We start from the raw sequence: 16997 nt of genomic DNA, 5'->3' as shown, positions 1-16997 counted from the left end.
GTTACGGCGCAAAGATATGGCGGCTAACAACTTATGTCAAGGCGGAAAATAGAATGGTTACCATACAAAAGCACTAACGAAAGCTATCTTGAACTTATTTTCCCAAAATCTTTTCTCAAGCTTATACAAGAGCATACCAGTTAAGAAGAAAGGCAACATCGACATACAATGAACAAATTCCACATCATCACGTAAAAAGATGAACAAGGATATGCCCCACACCAAAGCCATATATTTACTTTTCCGATAAATCCATGTAAATACGATACCTACTACATACAAGATATAAAGTGCTTTCAAAAACCAAAAACTTGTAAAACAATTCATTCCCAACTTAACCAATCCATATCCCCATTGCTCATGTCTCATATATATCAGCATGAATCCTACAACAATATAAGTGGAAATAGAAGGCAATAGAATCTGTAAAGTCTTATGTTTTAGATTGTCTGCAAAACTCTTTGTGTAAATACCACGAGCAAAATAACCACTCACCATCATAAAAAGGGGCATGTGAAAAGAGTAGATAAAACCAGAAGTACAGGAACTCCAACATTTTTCCGTATCCACTTGAAGATATTGAAGACAGTGCCCATACACTACAAGAAATATTGCAAACGCTTTAATAACATCCCAGTAAAAGATTCTTTCTTTTTGTACCATAAACTATTTTAATGAACAATCACTGCCGGATTGCCATAGACAAGCGAATGAGGAGGAATATCCGTTCGCACCACTGTGTTTGCCGCGATTCTTACATGGTCTCCTATTGTTATTCCACCAAAAACGACAGCACCAGAGTAAATGCTTACATGATTTCCTATACTCGGCTTGCCATCCTTGCCATATCCAACAGTAACATTTTGATAAACTGAAAAATTCTCTCCTATTCGTTCAGCAAGGACAATTGTCCCCCAGCCATGGTGTATATTCACCCCCCCCCCGATATGAGCACACTGAAGCTTACAATCAGAAACTCGCCGTAATATAAGATTCAAGAAGAGACGAAGAGTAAGAGGAATACGAAAGTAAAACACATTGCGATATTCATTTCTTTTCAAGGTACTGACAAAAGCCATAACACCTGTCTTGCCATCATTATAGGTTGCCAAGTCCATGTCTATTCTTTCATCCTTTCTTCTAAAGAACAAATAAGCGAGAATATGCGGCCAACCGATAATACAAAAAAACCAATTTACCATATTACTATAAACCTTTAATTTTCAGATATAGTCTATTGACAAGAAAATAAACTGATACATTCCATCCTGCCAATCTCATTTTTTTATCATTGACAAAAGTAAAACCTTTATCTTTGCAAGCTTGAAGCATTTTTCCTACAGTATTTTGAAACTGCCTTCTATCCAACTGTGGATACTGTGAAGCATTAACAAGTAGATTCTGTATCATCTTCATAAACCAATAATTCAACCATGGTTCTATGGAAATGCCAACCTTATCCATCCATTTGAGCAAATTGAAAAAGACAACAGGTACATCATCGATGATATTTTTTTTAGCATTAGCCAAATGCATGGCAGACCCTTCCCGCATACGATAATAATATATTGGAAAATCTACTCTCATGGGCTGTCGCATCACCATAAGATATTTAGCCATGAACTCACCATCTTCGGAATTCCTAATGCCTATTGTAAAGCGAATGTTATATTTTTCCACTACTTCACGTCTATACCAAAGAGTACAATGGTAAGCACAAACATATTTTAATAAAAAATCATTCTTAGATTTTTCTTGAAGAATATCCACTTCTTTGTACTGCCTGAAAAAAGAATCCATGACATGCACATCACCATCATCAAATTTCTTCAGATCAAACATTACATAATCAGTATCATTATGTCGATTTAGCCATTGCTGGATTTGTGTAGCACATCGTACATCTACTACATCATCCGAATCCACAAACCATATCCATTCCCCTCTTGCCGCATCAAGACCAACATTCCTCGCTTTGCTGACACCACTGTTTGGCTGATGAATGACCTTAAACCTTGGATCAGTACGCACATATTCATCACAAATCTTCCCTGAAGCATCTGTGGAGCCATCGTCTACGAGAATAGCCTCAAAATCATGCAATGTCAAGACACTATCAAGACACTCTCTCAAGTATCTCTCGACATTGTAAACAGGTATAATTATTGAAATCATTTTTCTATAAAGATTTGATATGTATATATTCTACCAACTACTTATTATCGTCCGCCACAAAGAACTTTTAGAAATTTAGGAGATACTAAATTCATCAAATAATAGATACCCATACATACTGCCGTAGCAATAAACGGCACTATCAAATAATGCAAAACAGCACCTATATAACTATCCGGCAGCAATCTTCCTACTATCTGACCCGTGTATGACAACACAAAAGTCTGATGTATGGCATAAACAAAGAATATAGTGGGTGAAAACTTAGCAAAACATTTCACTACACTTGGCCTCGCCCATCCTATCAGGACAAAACTGCAAAAAGCTCCAACAAGAATAAACAATGAATATAAATATTCCTGATTTCTAAACAGCACAGCCAATATCAAGAGAACAAACGCTGTTGTGACACAAGCCAACTGGTACATTCTACTTCCACCAATAAGATCTATTCCATTGTATCTTAAGTAAAGACCTATATTAAAGAAAAACACAGCTGTTACACTTATACCAGGAAGATGTGCCCAAGAGACAGGTAGGAACACATATAACAAAAGCAAAATAACAACCGCAAGTTTTCCTCCTTTCTTGATGAAATAATAAAATACTGGAGCCAGCACACACATCACTATCAAATCTCTTAAAAACCACAATGGAGAATCAGAAGGCATTCCATTTACTTTATCCCATCATAGATGCCATACCCCATCGTTCCACAAATCTGTAAGAAACGTCATGAGGTCTTCAGTTGATTTGCCGCGAAATACAATTGAGAAAAGATTGCCGCCAATCAGCACTAACGAAGGTACCAAATTCCACAACAAATAAGGAATGAGCAGCGTCACCACTCTCTTTTTCAGCTTCACTTTATACATTTCCAATGTAAGCGGCTTATTCCCAACAAAGAAATATCCAGCTATCACAAAGAAGCAAGGCACTGCCACTTGGGCAATTGTATTAATCGTCAGTCCCCAATATCCCACACTATCAAAAGTTGGATTCATGTGAATGAACACCACCAGAATAATTAGTGGAAGTCGAAGTGCATCGATTGCTAAATTTGTTAGCGTCCAATTTTGACGTGTACCCCAAGGAAAGCCGCCACAAGGCGGTTCCCTCATAAATAACGTCAAAAAAGATACTGATTTTTAATATTTGTTATTACTCCAGTCCGATTGTCAAGGGTAACAAATGTTCATAATCCCTACGTCCTTTAACAATTTCGCTGAAAAATCTCTTGAAATAATCAAGCACAGACACACCCTGCATCTTACAGGTTGAGATGATGGTATGATATACCGCTGAAACGTGTGCCATCCTGTCACTTCCGAAGAATAACGAGTTCTTTCGCTCACCGGCCAAGGGACGGATAAAACGTTCGGCAATGGAATTGTCGATGGAATAAGAGCCGTCATTCAAGTAGGCGAACAGCTGAGTCCAAAAAGTATTCATATAATTTATTGCCTTCTCCATCAACTCTCCGCGGGGCGGATGACCGTCACTGAGCAAGACGTCAAGCTTACTGCGTAACTTTATGATTACTTCTTTGGTCTTTAAGTTATTCCGGCAAAGCTTTATCTGCTCGGGGGACAACTGCCCTTCTTCATACTCGCGTTCCAGCTTGTAAAGCTCACCGATCAATTCCAATATGAATGCCGCATCCTTATCATTACCCTGATCCAACGCATACTTGAACTTCGCACGGGCATGGGCCATGCAACAAAGATGTTCTATATCGACCATATGATCATCCAAATACAGATAGACATTGTAGCCATCTGACTGAAGAGCTTTCACCTGGCTGTCACCCAAGATATGCTTCAAGGCATCACGTCCTCTGGAACCATCCTCGTAGCAATAGATAACCACTTTTGACAGTTTGTTGACCAGACACCAGATGTATTTCTTCTTATAGCAGCCTTTACGCTTTACCCGGCACCAGGTCTCATCACAGTTCACGATGGAATCCTTTTCCAAACAAGTATTCTTAAGATAAGCAATCAAACCGCAGAAATGGGTAGAGCCTTTCTCCAACCAATTGGTCAGACTCATACGGCTCAAACGCATTGATTCACCTGATAATCTGTACATTTCACGATAAAGAGGGGTATCCAGAACATATTTGTTGAAAGCAAGATAAGCCAGAAAAGAACCGGAAGCGTGCGTTCCAGGAACCACGTCAATGATTTCAGGCTGCCCACTGAAAGGGAAATAGCCTTCATGAATTTTCCCGTCCGAAGTCTTATAGCGGATAACCTCGTAATCATGCTCGACAAGCTTGCTTACCTGTTCATAGGCATATTTACGGAAACGTTTGATGATTTTTGAACCTGCCGGCAGTTGGCGGATATCACTATTATGACAAACCGTATTGTCAGCGCTCATAGTGCGATAAGAAAGTCCTTGACGATAAAGACGGGCTTCTTTTGATTTTGATTCAAAATCCTCTTCCTGCGCATGAGCCTCACCAGATTGTGGCAAGCAGGAGCCGAGGGATTGGGGAGTGCCGTCGAAATCATCCTTGTCACGTGTATGGTCCTCTTCGACCTCACGCTTCTTTTTATGGATTCCTTTTTGGCTCTTACCATCATAAAGATTCTTATTACGGACTTTAAGCCGCTCTTCCAAAGCTGATATTTTAGACAACAGATTGATGTTCATCTGTTTATAATCGTCCAGCTGTTTTTCAGCTGCAATGGCCGATCTCTGCAAAGACAACAGTTCATCAACCTTGGACAACAGTTCATCTATGCGAGCCTCGTCCCGTTGGATCCGTTCAGCGTCACGCTCACGGGCAGCCATCAGCGCTATTATCATTTTTGATTTTTCGTCAGGGGTCATATCTGAATATGGGTCTTCAAAAGGTGCAGGAGTCTCCTCCCGTTCCTTCAATTTCCTTGCGGAAGAAAGCTGTTTCATTCGTAAGCACTCAATTAAGGGCATACCCTTTAATTTGGGCACTGTTGAAGTGCCCAAACTGAGTTTCGTTAAAAAATCGTTTTCAATTTAGCATTCACTTGTAGACAAAGAAATCTTACCGGGTACCATATTAACATAGTCCCTGCACCCGTTAAAGATTTTTTTGAAGAAAGTTCCGATAAAATTCCAAACGGAACTACCGTGAAGCTTCACTGTACTAATTACACTATGGTAGGTTGCCGCCATCTCAGCACCGGCATCACTGCCGTAGTGCAGGGAATTGTTTCGCTGAGTAGTCAGCTTTCGGATGGTTCGCTGTCGAGTAGACCAAGGGAATTTCACCCTCAGCCTCTCTCGGAACCGTACGTGAAAGTCTCCCTTCATACGGCTCTTCGCATTCAAATCATTTCTTTTGACGTGCATAGGGTACATATCCTACTTGCCAATGATAAAACAGATTGGGTTCTTTCTGAGCTATATAGGCTAACCAATAATGAGCAGATATGACACCTCGACGACGAAGTCTTTTATATTTCGTCTTTGCCCAATAAGCAATAGAGCGATTCAGATGGCACATAACTTTCCAAAATTCTGTTTTACCAAATTTCTCATAATAGTTTATCCATCCTCTTACGACATCATTAATATATGCTGCCACAAATCGTAGACTTCGATTATGGAGACGTTTGAGATTCCATGATTTTATTGTTTCATGTATTCTGCTTACCGATTTCTTGCTTATAGCAGGCAAATAACTTGTGAATAAGACGTTGTTGCGTTTATCTTTTGCTGCTCTTGATCTAAAAGTAAAGCCTAAATAATCAAAAGAAGTACAATGATAGTGCTTTGATGAACGACTGCTCATTTTACAGAATACTATTTTTGTCTTTTCCTCATTAAATTTCAATTTACATTCAGTAAAGCGTTCTCCAAGCCTTTCCTTTATGTATTCAGCTTGAGCCAATGTACTGCAATGACAAACACAATCATCAGCATATCTCTCAAAAGGTATGTGAGGATATTTATAAGACATCCATTTATCAAAGGTATAGTGTAGGAACAGGTTTGCTAAAATTGGACCTATGACTGAACCCTGCGGTACTCCCATGTCCCTCTTTACAATTTCTCCATCACTTCTCTGATAAGGGACAGTCAACCAACGTTTTATATAGAGAAGTATCCATTTTATATTGATATGCTTCTCCACCGCTTTCATTAATAAGCCATGGTCGATTGTATCAAAGAATTTGGATATATCTATATCTAAAACCCATGCATACTTCCAACACCGTCTTTCTGCCTTGGCTATGGCATCATGAGCAGAGCGATGCGGACGATAACCAAATGAATCTTCATGAAAACAGGGTTCGATGAGAGGCTCAATTACATTAACAACAGCCATTTGTGCAATACGGTCTTCAATAGTGGGAATCCCTAAAGGTCTTTTACCACCATTTGATTTCGGTATTTCTACAAGTTTTACTGCTTTAGGCATATAACTGCCGGAGCTCATGCGATTCCATAGACGATAAAGGTTGGAACCTAGGTTTTGCTCATAAGTGGTCATCTCTATACCATCAATGCCTGAACTACCTCTATTAAACTTTACTTTCTTAAAGGATTCAAAGATTATTCTTTTGTCTATTTGAAATGGTTTTGCTTCTTGCATTGTGTCCTCCTTAGTTTATCAAGTTGCACAATACAGTCCGCTGAATACGTTTCCCCCTTCGCTCCCTTCTCATTACAAGAACTTCAACACTACTACGGAGAAATCCGCCACAAATTGAGACTTTGATACTTTCTGCCTTACGTGTCATGCGTCTTTGGCATTTTCTCTTGACATTCTCAATCTGCTTCTCACGTTCCATCAAAGAGCCTATATAATGGTCTTGCCGCCTACACACCGTACACCAAAGGGACAGTAAACAGGTAACCTCCCTTCTTATCATAGAGCGTAGCCGAAGCCCTATTTCTGATGTAATCTGATAACAATAACGATGCTTCATCAACGGTTCATTTACATTCAACTCCATTATACATACCTTACCATATCTTCTGACTTATTACACACAACGTTCACCACTTTTTGATTGCTCAAAACGCAGCTTGTGATGGTTTGCAACCTGTTCCTGTAAACTGATTGCGAGGGACCTACCCTCATCTCTTTGATAGTTGCAGACAAAATTTCCATGATACCAGCCAATAGCATCATGTTATAATGCCCTCGTGACACACCAGCCAGATTATTATCTATGGGGAATTCCCCGGCTTTTAAATAGGCAAAGATCTCATCCCAAAAGTGATTCAGATAGTTTAAGGCTTCCGTGTAATATTGACTCCGGTATTCTGAATCGGTGGCCAACTCACCGTCTAAACGACTACGGATCCTTATCAATATTTCTTTCGTTGCTAAACTTTGCCGCTCCTTCAATCGTTCTTCAGGAGTAAGACGGGCTTCATCATACTTACGCTCGTTTCTAAAAAGCTCTTTCAAATCCGCGGCAAATAAGGCCGCATGATCTTCTTTTCCTTGATTGGAAGCTTTGACGAATTTATTGCAGGCGTGAGACATACAAACCTGATGTACCGTAGCCTTGAATTGTGCTGATTTCAACTCATTGCCTATAAATACGTATGCATTGTAGCCGTCTGACATGATACTTTTCAACTCTGAATCTCCTAGAAAATCGGTAAGGACATCACGACTGCGAGAACCTTTTTCATAGAAGAAAATAGCAACCTTCTCGGACTTGTTTACGAGTACCCAGATATAACACTTCTTGTAGTGGTCATACTTGCGAACTTTGCACCACGTCTCATCACAGTTCACGATGGAATCCTTCTCTAATGCGACAGACTTCAAAACACAGACCAACTCATCCAAGTACGTCTTCCCCTTCTTCAACCAATTGCGTAAAGTATTGGGAGAGATGCTCATACCCATATCGGTAACCCATTGGTGAAGAAGACCGAAAGTCACATTCTTCACATAAACCTCATAAGCGATTGCCTGTAGGAATTCAGGAGTGCCCTTCGTTCCTTCAAACTTTGTAACAACCTCAGGATGACCTTCACATGGGAAATAGCCCCATTGGGGGTTCAGACCGGGAGCCGCATAATGAACCATTTCAAAACGTTCCTCGATCAGGCTGGTCTTCAAGCTAAACACCTGAACTGATTTCCTTTCGATTATACGTCCGGGGACTTTTGACAAATCTGAGGGATGGATAATCGGATCACCGGCCAACCCCATTCTGCTATACTCATCCGGGCGATGGGACAAGTCACGTTCCTGCTTGGGGGATTGAGGCACATCATGGGACAGGTTATTATCAACAGAGCCGGTACGGAGTGTACCGCGGGTTCCATCAAAACCTTCTTTTTCATCCTCACGGTCAGGAGCCGGGTTTTCCGGTTCACCGGATTGCATCTTTTTCCTGACCTTCTGCCGTCTATCGCCAAAACGTTCTTGTTTGGCATAGTCGAGTTGCTCTTGAAGTGTCTTTGCTTTACGCTCTGCGGTTTTTCGTTTTTTACGCTCCTCGGACAACTGATCCTTCAGTGCCTGCTGCTGCTCCAGCTGTGAACGTTGCAAAGCTTCAAATGAAGACATACGTTCTTCCAGAACCTTTTGTTTAGCAACGAAATCTTCAAGGACAAGCTCCATTGCTTTCTCCGTCAAAATATGTTCCTGGTTCTGCTCAGCCAAGTATTGAATATACCGGTCTTTTTGATCATCTGACATACCTTCACTATAATTTATAGGAGTACGTGAGTAGGTTTCCCTTTTCAACAACTCCTTTTTGGATTCTATGATATGTTGCAGTTCGATCATTCCAAAGCCTTTGATTTACAGACATAAAGGTACTAAAATAATCATAAAACCGCAAATATATAAACATGATAATTATCTGACTTTCAATATTTTAACTATCGGATTCTCTAATATCAAAACTACGTCTTTCCAGTCTATCCTATACACTTTATCAGCCCCTTTTCGTTCCACTTTCAGAAACTGATAGCCGGAGACAAACTTCTTTTCAAACAAACGGTATGAACGACTGTCAAAAGCAAACATTCGGACGATTCTACGGTTACGAGACATGACTATGAATACATCGCCATCACTTGGCTCTCTATGAAGCTGCTCACGAATGATAGACAACACACGACTGTGCTTGCAGCGCATATCTGTAAAGTCACGGACATAATAGAAATGATTCAGACCGGTAACACTCAACATAATCCCTCCAACTTCTCTACCATACGAACTAAGTCCTGATAGCTTAAATTCTTCTGAGTCAAATGAAGACCGTTACTTATGCGAATATCAATCCATATACGTATCGGATTAGGACTGAATTTGTTTGTTGATTGAGGTTCAACCGTTGGATTACCGTTATCCGAATCCGCCGGAAAACCTGAAACTTTCACTTCGACTACTTTCTTACGAGTGTCCTTATACCATTTTTCAAAAAGGTTATAAGGTACTTTATTCTTAACACAAAAAGATTGGAGAGATTCTCCATGAGGCAAAGCCTCCGTTTGGTACTGAAAGTAAAACCTTTCAAGATCTTCACTGCTATACATACTATTCATTTTTTGATTTGCAGCGAAGGTAGAGATTTTATTATTGAGCCTTTTTTTGAGTGCTTACGTTTCATTCTTTCCAAATCATTCATATTCAGCATCTTTGTTGCTTCAAAGATACAAAAAAACAATGAAATAAAAGAATTTTTTACTACTTTTTAATTGATAATTATTTGATTATTAAACGTTTAACAACAGGGGATTCCAACAAGAGGATGACATCCTGCCAATTGATTGAATAAATACTTTCAGCACCATTACAGGTTACATGCATAAACTGGTAGCCGGGTCTGAAACGTTTCTCAAACATACTGTAAGACCGTCGGTCATAGCTGAACAAACGAACCAGACGTAAATCTTTAGACATCACGATAAAGACATCACCATCCTCAGGCTCACGGTTCAACTGTTGATGGATGATGGATAAGACCTTATCATATTTACAGCGCATATCATGAAAATCACGAACTAAGAAAAAACGATTTAGTCCTGTAATATTCAACATAAGCCCTCCAGTTTCTCCACTAAGCTTTTCAAACCTTCGTAGCTTAAATTTTTCTGACTGAGATGAACACCATTGCTCATGCGGATATCCACCAGGATTCGAAGTTCGGTATGACAAGAAAGCCGAGGATCCGATTCTGGCTTTACTTCCCGGATTGAGGAAGGACTTTCCGGCACTTCTGCTTCCGTTGAGGGAGAACCCAAAACCTGAACAGGAATTATCTTCTTTCGGGTATCCTTGTACCATTTGGAAAATAGGTTATAAGGAACTTGGTTGGACATACAAAATTTCTCAATAGAAACACCAGCAGGGATACCTTCCAATTTATAGCGCAAAAATAGACGCTCAAAATCATTGTAACTATACATAAACTTGGATTTTGATTTAACGAAAGCAAAGGTCTAGCTTTTTTATCGGTTATCCTATACGTCATTTTTGGACGCTAACGCTAAATTTTTAGTTTCCATTGAGGTATTTTATTTTCTTATTTTCCACCCAAAGCCCATTTCGCCACTAATTGGCTTGAACGTAAAAATTCACTTATCAACAGACATACCGCCACAATCATTATAGTAACTACGAAAGAAACGATAAATTCTATCGCAGGAGCAGGATGCGCCATGAAATACGAACCTATCACATGTAGATCTTTAGGCAAAAAGAAGTAATGAAGCAGATAAATATCGAGTGTCCGACGACCAACTAACACAAGTACCTTTATTAATCTATCGGAAGAAACAAAATAGTTGCGATGACGATAGAACATCGCAAAAAATAGAAGTAACGCAGACAGTTCAAATAGAATCAAATGTAGATGAAAAAATATTCCATCCCAAGCTTTGTTTATTCCCCATGTTGCTATAGCCAAACCTGCGAATATCACGACAATCATAGCTACTGCCACATCCCGATATTTCCAAATACATAATTTATATAGATGTACACGGATAAGTCTGCCCACCACAAAATAAAGAAAATAACGTAGCAGCGGTAATCCCAATATCCCCGACAAAGCACTCATCTGATTGTAGACCATCGGCAATGACAAAACATATATTCCCAAAGCGCCACCCATACACACTATCGCATATTTAGCTCCATCCTCTTTCCATGCAAATTTTCTAACAATCCACTCCAACATCACCTGAATTATCAAAAATTCAAAAAGCGACCATGTAAACCAATATCCGGACTTAAATTTATCCATAATACATTCTAGCACGCTACCTCCATTCACCAATAGATACAGACCGCCAAATACAATTGCCGGCAAAAGCAATTGCCTGCCCCTTCTGGATATGTATTCAATTTTTACCCCCCCCGATTTGTTAAAAACTGTTTTCACACTAAATAAAAAACCGGAAATAAAGAAAAACAAAGGAAGTTGCACCATAGAAGTAAATGCCCTGAACGAAGAAAGTTGTGCTGCTTCTGGTAGTCCATAACAAAACATAGGGATGTGACCAAACACAATAAAGAGAATGGCTATGCCACGTAGGGCATCAATGTATTCATAACGGTTTGTAATCATTGTTTCAGCCGGGTATATAATTTGAGAATTACAGACAATCCCTTTGATAATAACCGAACCAAAGTTCTATATTTACAGACTTCATTCAAGTTATTCAGCAAGGTATCATTTGAATATAAAGGTTTAAGTCCTGCATATTTTTTATAGTCATCATAAATCATCGGAGGCAATACCTCTTTCAATGCCTTTTCTCGTTCCGCATTTCTTCTTTTCTCATTACTACTCATGCCTGTCGTATCAAAGCAACAGATGGTAAAAGGAATGGATTGATAAATATATCTCCTGCTAAGATATTCCGAAATCATATACTTCCAGTCTGCAACAATCTTAAAAGATTCATCATAAAATTTTTCTTTTAGATATGCAGTTCGCATAAAAGCCGCTTGATGGATAACTGAATGATACAGCCAAAAACCAACAGATACACTTTTAGGAGGTAGGACAAAAGAGAGTCGCTTTTCTTCCCGTGTCATGCAAGCACCTCCCACAGCCAAATCACAATCAATATTTAGAGATTCGACCTTTTCCAAAACATCATTAGAGAAAAAAGAATCACCAGAATTCATAAAAATACAATAATCACCTTTTGCTACTTTAATTGCCTTATTCATAGCTGCATAAACCCCGTTATCTTTTTCTGATATCCAATAATGGATATTATGCTTGTATTTTTCAATCACATCGACGCTACCATCTGTCGATCCTCCATCAATGACAATATATTCATAGTCAGAGCAAGTCTGTTCAACAACTGAACGAACCGTTTTTTCTATTCCCTCGCAGTCATTGAAACACACTGTAATAACGCTAAACTTTATTTGCATAAAAATATTAATCTATCCATGAATCATCTATCTCATCCGCATCCGCTTTCCCAAGAAAAGAAGCGCTGAATATGGATGCCTTTCCAAAAAACATGTACAGAAATAACTGATAAAAGTGATTACAATCGACAAAAGGAACACTAAAACATACTTTATCATCTCATTATCACATGACAACATCGAAAACATATTCATCGACTCCAACACATTGAAACATAATCCTTGAATCACATAAATCCCAAGAGTTCTTTTTCCGATATTACTCATCTGCTTTTGTACTTTTTCTGAAAACCTAGAAGAGATCCATGGGGATAAACAAAACAAAACGATAGCGGCACTTAAACCTAAAGACCACCTTAATATGGAAACAAGAATATTATCCAAATCTAAAGTCGCATTTTTTATATAACTTATCGTTGTTACGTAAATCGTTTTATCGCCACTCCAAAAACTATATAAACTTCCAAAGATAATTAACGACAAAAATAGAATGTAAAGATTTTTACCCCCCCCCGAATGGATTTATCATTCTATTATATGCTTTGCTATACGCCAATCCAACTCCATATATGGGCAACAAAAAATTAATCCAACAAAAATCACCAATTTCAGGCAGCATACAAATAGCCATACAAAAAAGAAGAAAAAGAATATAAGAACAAGTCTGATTCCTCACATATTTAAAGAAGAAAAAAGTAACAATGCTACAAACCCACATACATTTCAGAAACCAAAGCTGATACATCAGGTGTGGTTTAATAACTCCCATATAATGTTCGGGACGGTCTATCAAAATGCTAACAGAAAGTGTTATAACGCTCCATGATAAGACAGGCAACAAAAGTTGTGTACTACGCTTCTTCACAAACTCTATTGCAGAATCGTTCAAGCTATGGAATGCAAAATAACCTGATAGAAATGCAAAAAGGGGCATGTGAAATGAATAGATAAACTCAAATAAGACATTATGCATGAAATCCTTCTCAACCACTTGAATGCTATGTCCCAATACGACTAAATAAATAGCGAAGAATTTAAGAACATCTAAATGTTTTATCCTATCCATAAGCATTACCAATAACATCCGCCTTCTACAGAATTGGCATTCTGCGGTTTCTCACTCTCCAAAGGACGTACCCAATATTCATTATAGTAGCTCATATAATTATAAGTAGTCTTATATGTGCTCTCTACTTCCCAACGTTTCCCTTTTATACCAAATAAAAGTTGTAATACCCCACCTAAATGAATGGCTTGCTTGCCCATGCGTTTACAATGGGCCGCTAAAGGAAAGCCATAGGCTCCACACCCTAAAAGACAGATGTCATAATCAATCTTATCTATTTCATTTTTCATATATTGCAATGCTTCAAACCAATCTTTAAAAGGAGAAGGTGTGCCTGCTTGAGTTTGAACAGCCTTTAATGTATAAAGTGTGAATTCTGGTAATATATCGGTATTAGGAAATAACATTTCTCTATGCTTGTACTGCATCTCTATGGTTTCAGCAAATGGATGTACTACCAATACACGCTTACCTTTTAGTGTAGCAGTCCAAGGGCGATCTGTCAATAATGGAGTCATTAGTTCACGATCCACCTTAATTGACCTGCTCAATTCCTTTTCAAAACAACATTCATTATACCGCCAGCTACCTAGTACATCCACTTGTAACATATCCTCCCTCATCAGTTCAAGGAATCGTAACATTGTTTCTTCTGTAGGCATAGGAAAAAATCCTGCATTATTGCATAAAGAATTCGCTTGAGCTTTATGCAGATAATTAGGTTCTCCACGCCAACATATATAATTCCAGATACTTTGTTTTTCCTTGATATACAAGGCATTTTCCAACGATGTTAACTCAATACTACCAAAGCGGGCAACCATCAATGGTCTTCCTGATTCAATCATTTCTTTTATGATTGATTGAATTTTATCTTTATTTTTTTCACAAGGAGGAGCCGGCTTTTCTTTTAGAGGAAATAACCTCTTACAGACTCCTCTTAAAAACAATACAGTTGATTCTTTCATTTAAATATCCTAAGGAATTTATGAAACCGCTTTTTCAAACCATCTTTTTTGAGATAAATCCAGGAACATTTTCTATTTCGAGTCGCCCAAAAAGGAAATAAAGCAAGCTCTTCATGAAAACTTCCTGTAGTATATGTTTCCCTATCATCAACAATATAAGGTTTGTAAGGTTTTACTAACACAGATAAAGCACTCTGATCATGCCTATTTTCAATAAAATCTGGAAAATTTTTGATTTTCGAAGGTTCATCTGTAATCAACGAAAAGTGGTTATGAGACAAATCATACCATTTTTCTACGAACTCAACAGATTGCTGACATTTCCGAATAATGAAAATCCCTCCCCAAAATTGGGGAGTAGAAGTTATAGAAGAATCATTCAAGCATCCCGCATAAGCAAATATATCAGCCTTTGTATATGCACTTTCTAGTAACTCTATTTGAGCAAACACAAGAATACCTGATTGGACTTGTTTTACGTATGAAATGTAATCTTCAAAACGTTTTTTAGCATTAGCATTTATCATACATCCGCTATCTGAATAAACTAGTATATCATTATCTTTCATCTCCTTGAGCATCCTTCTTACCATATAGGATTTCCACATCCAATAACCAAATCCTCGCAGTTTGAAACGCTCCTTATATTTCTTCTTGTAATCCTTCTCAAAATCTTTTTCACTAAAGGTTCGTACCACAGAAAAAAATGAGAGTTCAGAGCTTCTGTCTTTATTCTTTTAAGCATAGGAGCATATTTACTATCTGCAAAACTCATAAAGACAATTCGGTCTACAGAAAAAAACTTATCATTCAACATATTATTAAATACAATATTTACTTAACTATCAACTATTTGCAATAAGATTTACTTAAACCAACGAGTTTGTATAACCCTATTCAACCTACCAACAAAATCTCTCACACCATTTGAAAAGATATAAAATGTGACACAAGTGAAAATTGAAACAAAAGCAAAGACGACGCTTCCATAAAGCATCCAATCCCAATAATTGTCTATGCATGCTAAAGGTAAAAAAGAGAATACATATCTACATACAAAGATTATTAGTAGAAGAATTATTAAACGTACGCCTAAAGACTTAAAATATATAATTGGCTTCATTAAGAAACCTTCTTTGAATAAAAAATAAGGCTTCCATAACACCAAAAGAAATAGTTGGCTCAAAAGAATTCCAGCAATGATTCCTTCAATATTAAAATAATACCCCAAAAGTATAGATAAACTAATATTTAAAACTGCTTCAATAGCCGGAGCCCAAATATCTTGAAATAGCCCATATGCTATTTTGTAGGATTCTATGGTAGATGTTAAAAAAGAAATTCCAGTTAAACAAAGAAGAAGAATTAAAAACTTTGTACTCAGCAGGTATTCGCTACCCAACCATATAGTAATGAAAGGTTCTGTTAGATAGAATAAGCATAGCAATACTATGGTAGCTATACATAAACGCGAATCATACAACTCCCAAAAGACATTCATAATACGGACTTTATCCTTACTTGCTACCAAATCTCCAATTCCAGCCGCAGTACTGTTGAACATACTATTAATGAGAGTTGAAAGTTTAGTCGTAATCAAGAGATAATTGCCATATAATGCAACAGCAGACAAAGAAGTAAAACCGTATAGGATCAAAGGACTGCTTTGCGAAAGAATCACATAAGAAAGTTTATGAAAAAACACCTGTTTTGTCTTTGTCAAAACATCAGGATACTCTTTTAAATAGTTCTTACCTTCCTTTACTTGTGTGTGAAGCCATGGATATTCCTTCTTCAAAACTAAATTGAGAATCAAAGCCGATATGACAGAAAAAATCACTTCAATCACTAACCAAAAAACAAAGGGACAAGGTAAATAGGTAATTCCAACTATTTGAATGATTGTTTTTAAAATTGCGAATCCCTGTATTGTTTTTTGTACTTTATAATTCTTTTGATCCGCATTCAATAAGATCTGTCGATAATTTACAAAATAACCGATTAACGCACTAAACAACAATACGCTAAATGTACTATAAGCATACCAAAGAGGAAGAGGTGATTTTGCAAAAATCAGAGGAAAAAAGCCCATTAAAACCAAAGACGCAACAATAATGAAATAGGCTATCTTCCGATAAATCCATCCTTGTAAAGATATTATTTTATTAATTTTATCATGATCCTGATCAAATAACGGTTGATAGAGGAAATATCCGACAGCCATGCCCACACCCAATTCTGCTAAATTTAGAAAATTAAGTAAATTAGAAGCTGTAGTATTTAACCCCAAAACCTCACTTCCTAAATAATCAAAGAATGCTTTTCGAGAAAAAAAACCTAAAATTAATTGTAGGAAATAATATATCAGGGCCACTTTAGCATTCTTGATACTTTTAGTAGTTCTTGATTCTATCATGAA

The 16997-nt window shown here is 37.7% G+C and carries 17 protein-coding genes and 2 pseudogenes; all 19 read right to left on the bottom strand.

The features are described from left to right. Positions 1-57 precede the first annotated feature (57 nt). Positions 58-663 carry an acyltransferase family protein gene (locus CJF29_RS09110; RefSeq protein WP_099147654.1) on the bottom strand — a complete coding sequence of 202 codons (606 nt, stop codon included), beginning with the start codon at positions 661-663 and terminating at the stop codon, positions 58-60. A gap of 8 nt (positions 664-671) precedes the next feature. Next, positions 672-1202 carry a serine O-acetyltransferase gene (locus CJF29_RS09105; protein WP_099147655.1) on the bottom strand — a complete coding sequence of 177 codons (531 nt, stop codon included), beginning with the start codon at positions 1200-1202 and terminating at the stop codon, positions 672-674. Positions 1203-1206: 4 nt separating this feature from the next. Next, the gene (locus CJF29_RS09100; protein WP_099147656.1) at positions 1207-2175 is read right to left on the bottom strand and encodes a glycosyltransferase family 2 protein; all 969 of its coding nucleotides are present in this window, start codon (positions 2173-2175) and stop codon (positions 1207-1209) included. A 44-nt stretch (positions 2176-2219) separates the two neighbouring features. Continuing rightward, positions 2220-3179, bottom strand: a pseudogene (locus tag CJF29_RS09095) (acyltransferase family protein). 157 nt (positions 3180-3336) lie between these two features. Continuing rightward, positions 3337-5118, bottom strand: coding sequence for an IS66 family transposase (gene tnpC, locus CJF29_RS09090; protein ID WP_413544537.1), 1782 nt, complete (start codon positions 5116-5118; stop codon positions 3337-3339). A 63-nt stretch (positions 5119-5181) separates the two neighbouring features. Continuing rightward, a pseudogene (locus tag CJF29_RS09085) lies at positions 5182-5412 on the bottom strand (IS66 family transposase); the annotation flags it as partial. 85 nt (positions 5413-5497) lie between these two features. Further along, on the bottom strand, positions 5498-6763 hold the full coding sequence (gene ltrA / locus CJF29_RS09080; protein ID WP_099147667.1) for a group II intron reverse transcriptase/maturase: 1266 nt from the start codon (positions 6761-6763) through the stop codon (positions 5498-5500). Positions 6764-6773: 10 nt separating this feature from the next. Continuing rightward, positions 6774-7127 (bottom strand): hypothetical protein, encoded by a 354-nt coding sequence (locus tag CJF29_RS09075; RefSeq protein WP_195402226.1) that lies wholly within the window; start codon positions 7125-7127, stop codon positions 6774-6776. Beyond that, complete coding sequence (locus CJF29_RS09070; RefSeq protein WP_413544518.1) at positions 7127-8929, bottom strand: IS66 family transposase; 1803 nt, start codon at positions 8927-8929, stop codon at positions 7127-7129. Before CJF29_RS09070 ends, CJF29_RS09075 begins: the two co-directional genes overlap by 1 nt. Before the next feature lie 72 nt (positions 8930-9001). Further along, entirely contained in the window at positions 9002-9337 is a 336-nt protein-coding gene (gene tnpB, locus CJF29_RS09065; RefSeq protein WP_099147663.1) for an IS66 family insertion sequence element accessory protein TnpB, read from the bottom strand. Then, on the bottom strand, positions 9331-9684 hold the full coding sequence (locus CJF29_RS09060) for a hypothetical protein (protein WP_099147662.1): 354 nt from the start codon (positions 9682-9684) through the stop codon (positions 9331-9333). The genes tnpB (CJF29_RS09065) and CJF29_RS09060 overlap by 7 nt, the downstream gene beginning before the upstream one ends. Before the next feature lie 169 nt (positions 9685-9853). Further along, positions 9854-10189 (bottom strand): IS66 family insertion sequence element accessory protein TnpB, encoded by a 336-nt coding sequence (gene tnpB / locus CJF29_RS09055; protein WP_099147683.1) that lies wholly within the window; start codon positions 10187-10189, stop codon positions 9854-9856. Further along, positions 10183-10557 carry a hypothetical protein gene (locus tag CJF29_RS09050; protein ID WP_099147684.1) on the bottom strand — a complete coding sequence of 125 codons (375 nt, stop codon included), beginning with the start codon at positions 10555-10557 and terminating at the stop codon, positions 10183-10185. The genes tnpB (CJF29_RS09055) and CJF29_RS09050 overlap by 7 nt, the downstream gene beginning before the upstream one ends. A 116-nt stretch (positions 10558-10673) precedes the next feature. Then, a complete protein-coding gene (locus CJF29_RS09045) occupies positions 10674-11720 on the bottom strand; it encodes an acyltransferase family protein (protein WP_099146708.1) in 1047 nt (348 codons plus the stop codon). Beyond that, the gene (locus CJF29_RS09040) at positions 11717-12544 is read right to left on the bottom strand and encodes a glycosyltransferase family 2 protein (protein WP_099146709.1); all 828 of its coding nucleotides are present in this window, start codon (positions 12542-12544) and stop codon (positions 11717-11719) included. The genes CJF29_RS09045 and CJF29_RS09040 overlap by 4 nt, the downstream gene beginning before the upstream one ends. Positions 12545-13046: 502 nt before the next feature. Then, on the bottom strand, positions 13047-13610 hold the full coding sequence (locus CJF29_RS09035; protein ID WP_176553139.1) for an acyltransferase family protein: 564 nt from the start codon (positions 13608-13610) through the stop codon (positions 13047-13049). Positions 13611-13615: 5 nt separating this feature from the next. Next, positions 13616-14578, bottom strand: a complete 963-nt coding sequence (locus tag CJF29_RS09030) for a hypothetical protein (protein ID WP_099146711.1) — start codon at positions 14576-14578, stop codon at positions 13616-13618. After that, on the bottom strand, positions 14575-15147 hold the full coding sequence (locus tag CJF29_RS09025) for a hypothetical protein (protein ID WP_176553140.1): 573 nt from the start codon (positions 15145-15147) through the stop codon (positions 14575-14577). Before CJF29_RS09025 ends, CJF29_RS09030 begins: the two co-directional genes overlap by 4 nt. Before the next feature lie 296 nt (positions 15148-15443). Further along, a complete protein-coding gene (locus tag CJF29_RS09020; RefSeq protein WP_099146713.1) occupies positions 15444-16994 on the bottom strand; it encodes a lipopolysaccharide biosynthesis protein in 1551 nt (516 codons plus the stop codon). Between the last annotated feature and the right edge of the window lie 3 nt (positions 16995-16997).

Origin of the sequence: Bacteroides celer, from assembly GCF_002632415.2 — a bacterium.
Lineage (GTDB): Bacteria > Bacteroidota > Bacteroidia > Bacteroidales > Bacteroidaceae > Bacteroides.
Note: the sequence above shows the minus strand (reverse complement) of the source record. Positions and strands in the feature narration are given on the sequence as shown.

Bases quoted from the DNA above. Each gene is read 5' to 3' on its own strand.
- CJF29_RS09110 (WP_099147654.1), bottom strand. From the start codon at position 663: ATGGTACAAAAAGAAAGAATCTTTTACTGGGATGTTATTAAAGCGTTT.
- CJF29_RS09105 (WP_099147655.1), bottom strand. From the start codon at position 1,202: ATGGTAAATTGGTTTTTTTGTATTATCGGTTGGCCGCATATTCTCGCT.
- CJF29_RS09100 (WP_099147656.1), bottom strand. From the start codon at position 2,175: ATGATTTCAATAATTATACCTGTTTACAATGTCGAGAGATACTTGAGA.
- tnpC (WP_413544537.1), bottom strand. From the start codon at position 5,118: ATGCCCTTAATTGAGTGCTTACGAATGAAACAGCTTTCTTCCGCAAGG.
- ltrA (WP_099147667.1), bottom strand. From the start codon at position 6,763: ATGCAAGAAGCAAAACCATTTCAAATAGACAAAAGAATAATCTTTGAA.
- CJF29_RS09075 (WP_195402226.1), bottom strand. From the start codon at position 7,127: ATGGAGTTGAATGTAAATGAACCGTTGATGAAGCATCGTTATTGTTAT.
- CJF29_RS09070 (WP_413544518.1), bottom strand. From the start codon at position 8,929: ATGATCGAACTGCAACATATCATAGAATCCAAAAAGGAGTTGTTGAAA.
- tnpB (WP_099147663.1), bottom strand. From the start codon at position 9,337: ATGTTGAGTGTTACCGGTCTGAATCATTTCTATTATGTCCGTGACTTT.
- CJF29_RS09060 (WP_099147662.1), bottom strand. From the start codon at position 9,684: ATGTATAGCAGTGAAGATCTTGAAAGGTTTTACTTTCAGTACCAAACG.
- tnpB (WP_099147683.1), bottom strand. From the start codon at position 10,189: ATGTTGAATATTACAGGACTAAATCGTTTTTTCTTAGTTCGTGATTTT.
- CJF29_RS09050 (WP_099147684.1), bottom strand. From the start codon at position 10,557: ATGTATAGTTACAATGATTTTGAGCGTCTATTTTTGCGCTATAAATTG.
- CJF29_RS09045 (WP_099146708.1), bottom strand. From the start codon at position 11,720: ATGATTACAAACCGTTATGAATACATTGATGCCCTACGTGGCATAGCC.
- CJF29_RS09040 (WP_099146709.1), bottom strand. From the start codon at position 12,544: ATGCAAATAAAGTTTAGCGTTATTACAGTGTGTTTCAATGACTGCGAG.
- CJF29_RS09035 (WP_176553139.1), bottom strand. From the start codon at position 13,610: ATGGATAGGATAAAACATTTAGATGTTCTTAAATTCTTCGCTATTTAT.
- CJF29_RS09030 (WP_099146711.1), bottom strand. From the start codon at position 14,578: ATGAAAGAATCAACTGTATTGTTTTTAAGAGGAGTCTGTAAGAGGTTA.
- CJF29_RS09025 (WP_176553140.1), bottom strand. From the start codon at position 15,147: ATGAAAGATAATGATATACTAGTTTATTCAGATAGCGGATGTATGATA.
- CJF29_RS09020 (WP_099146713.1), bottom strand. From the start codon at position 16,994: ATGATAGAATCAAGAACTACTAAAAGTATCAAGAATGCTAAAGTGGCC.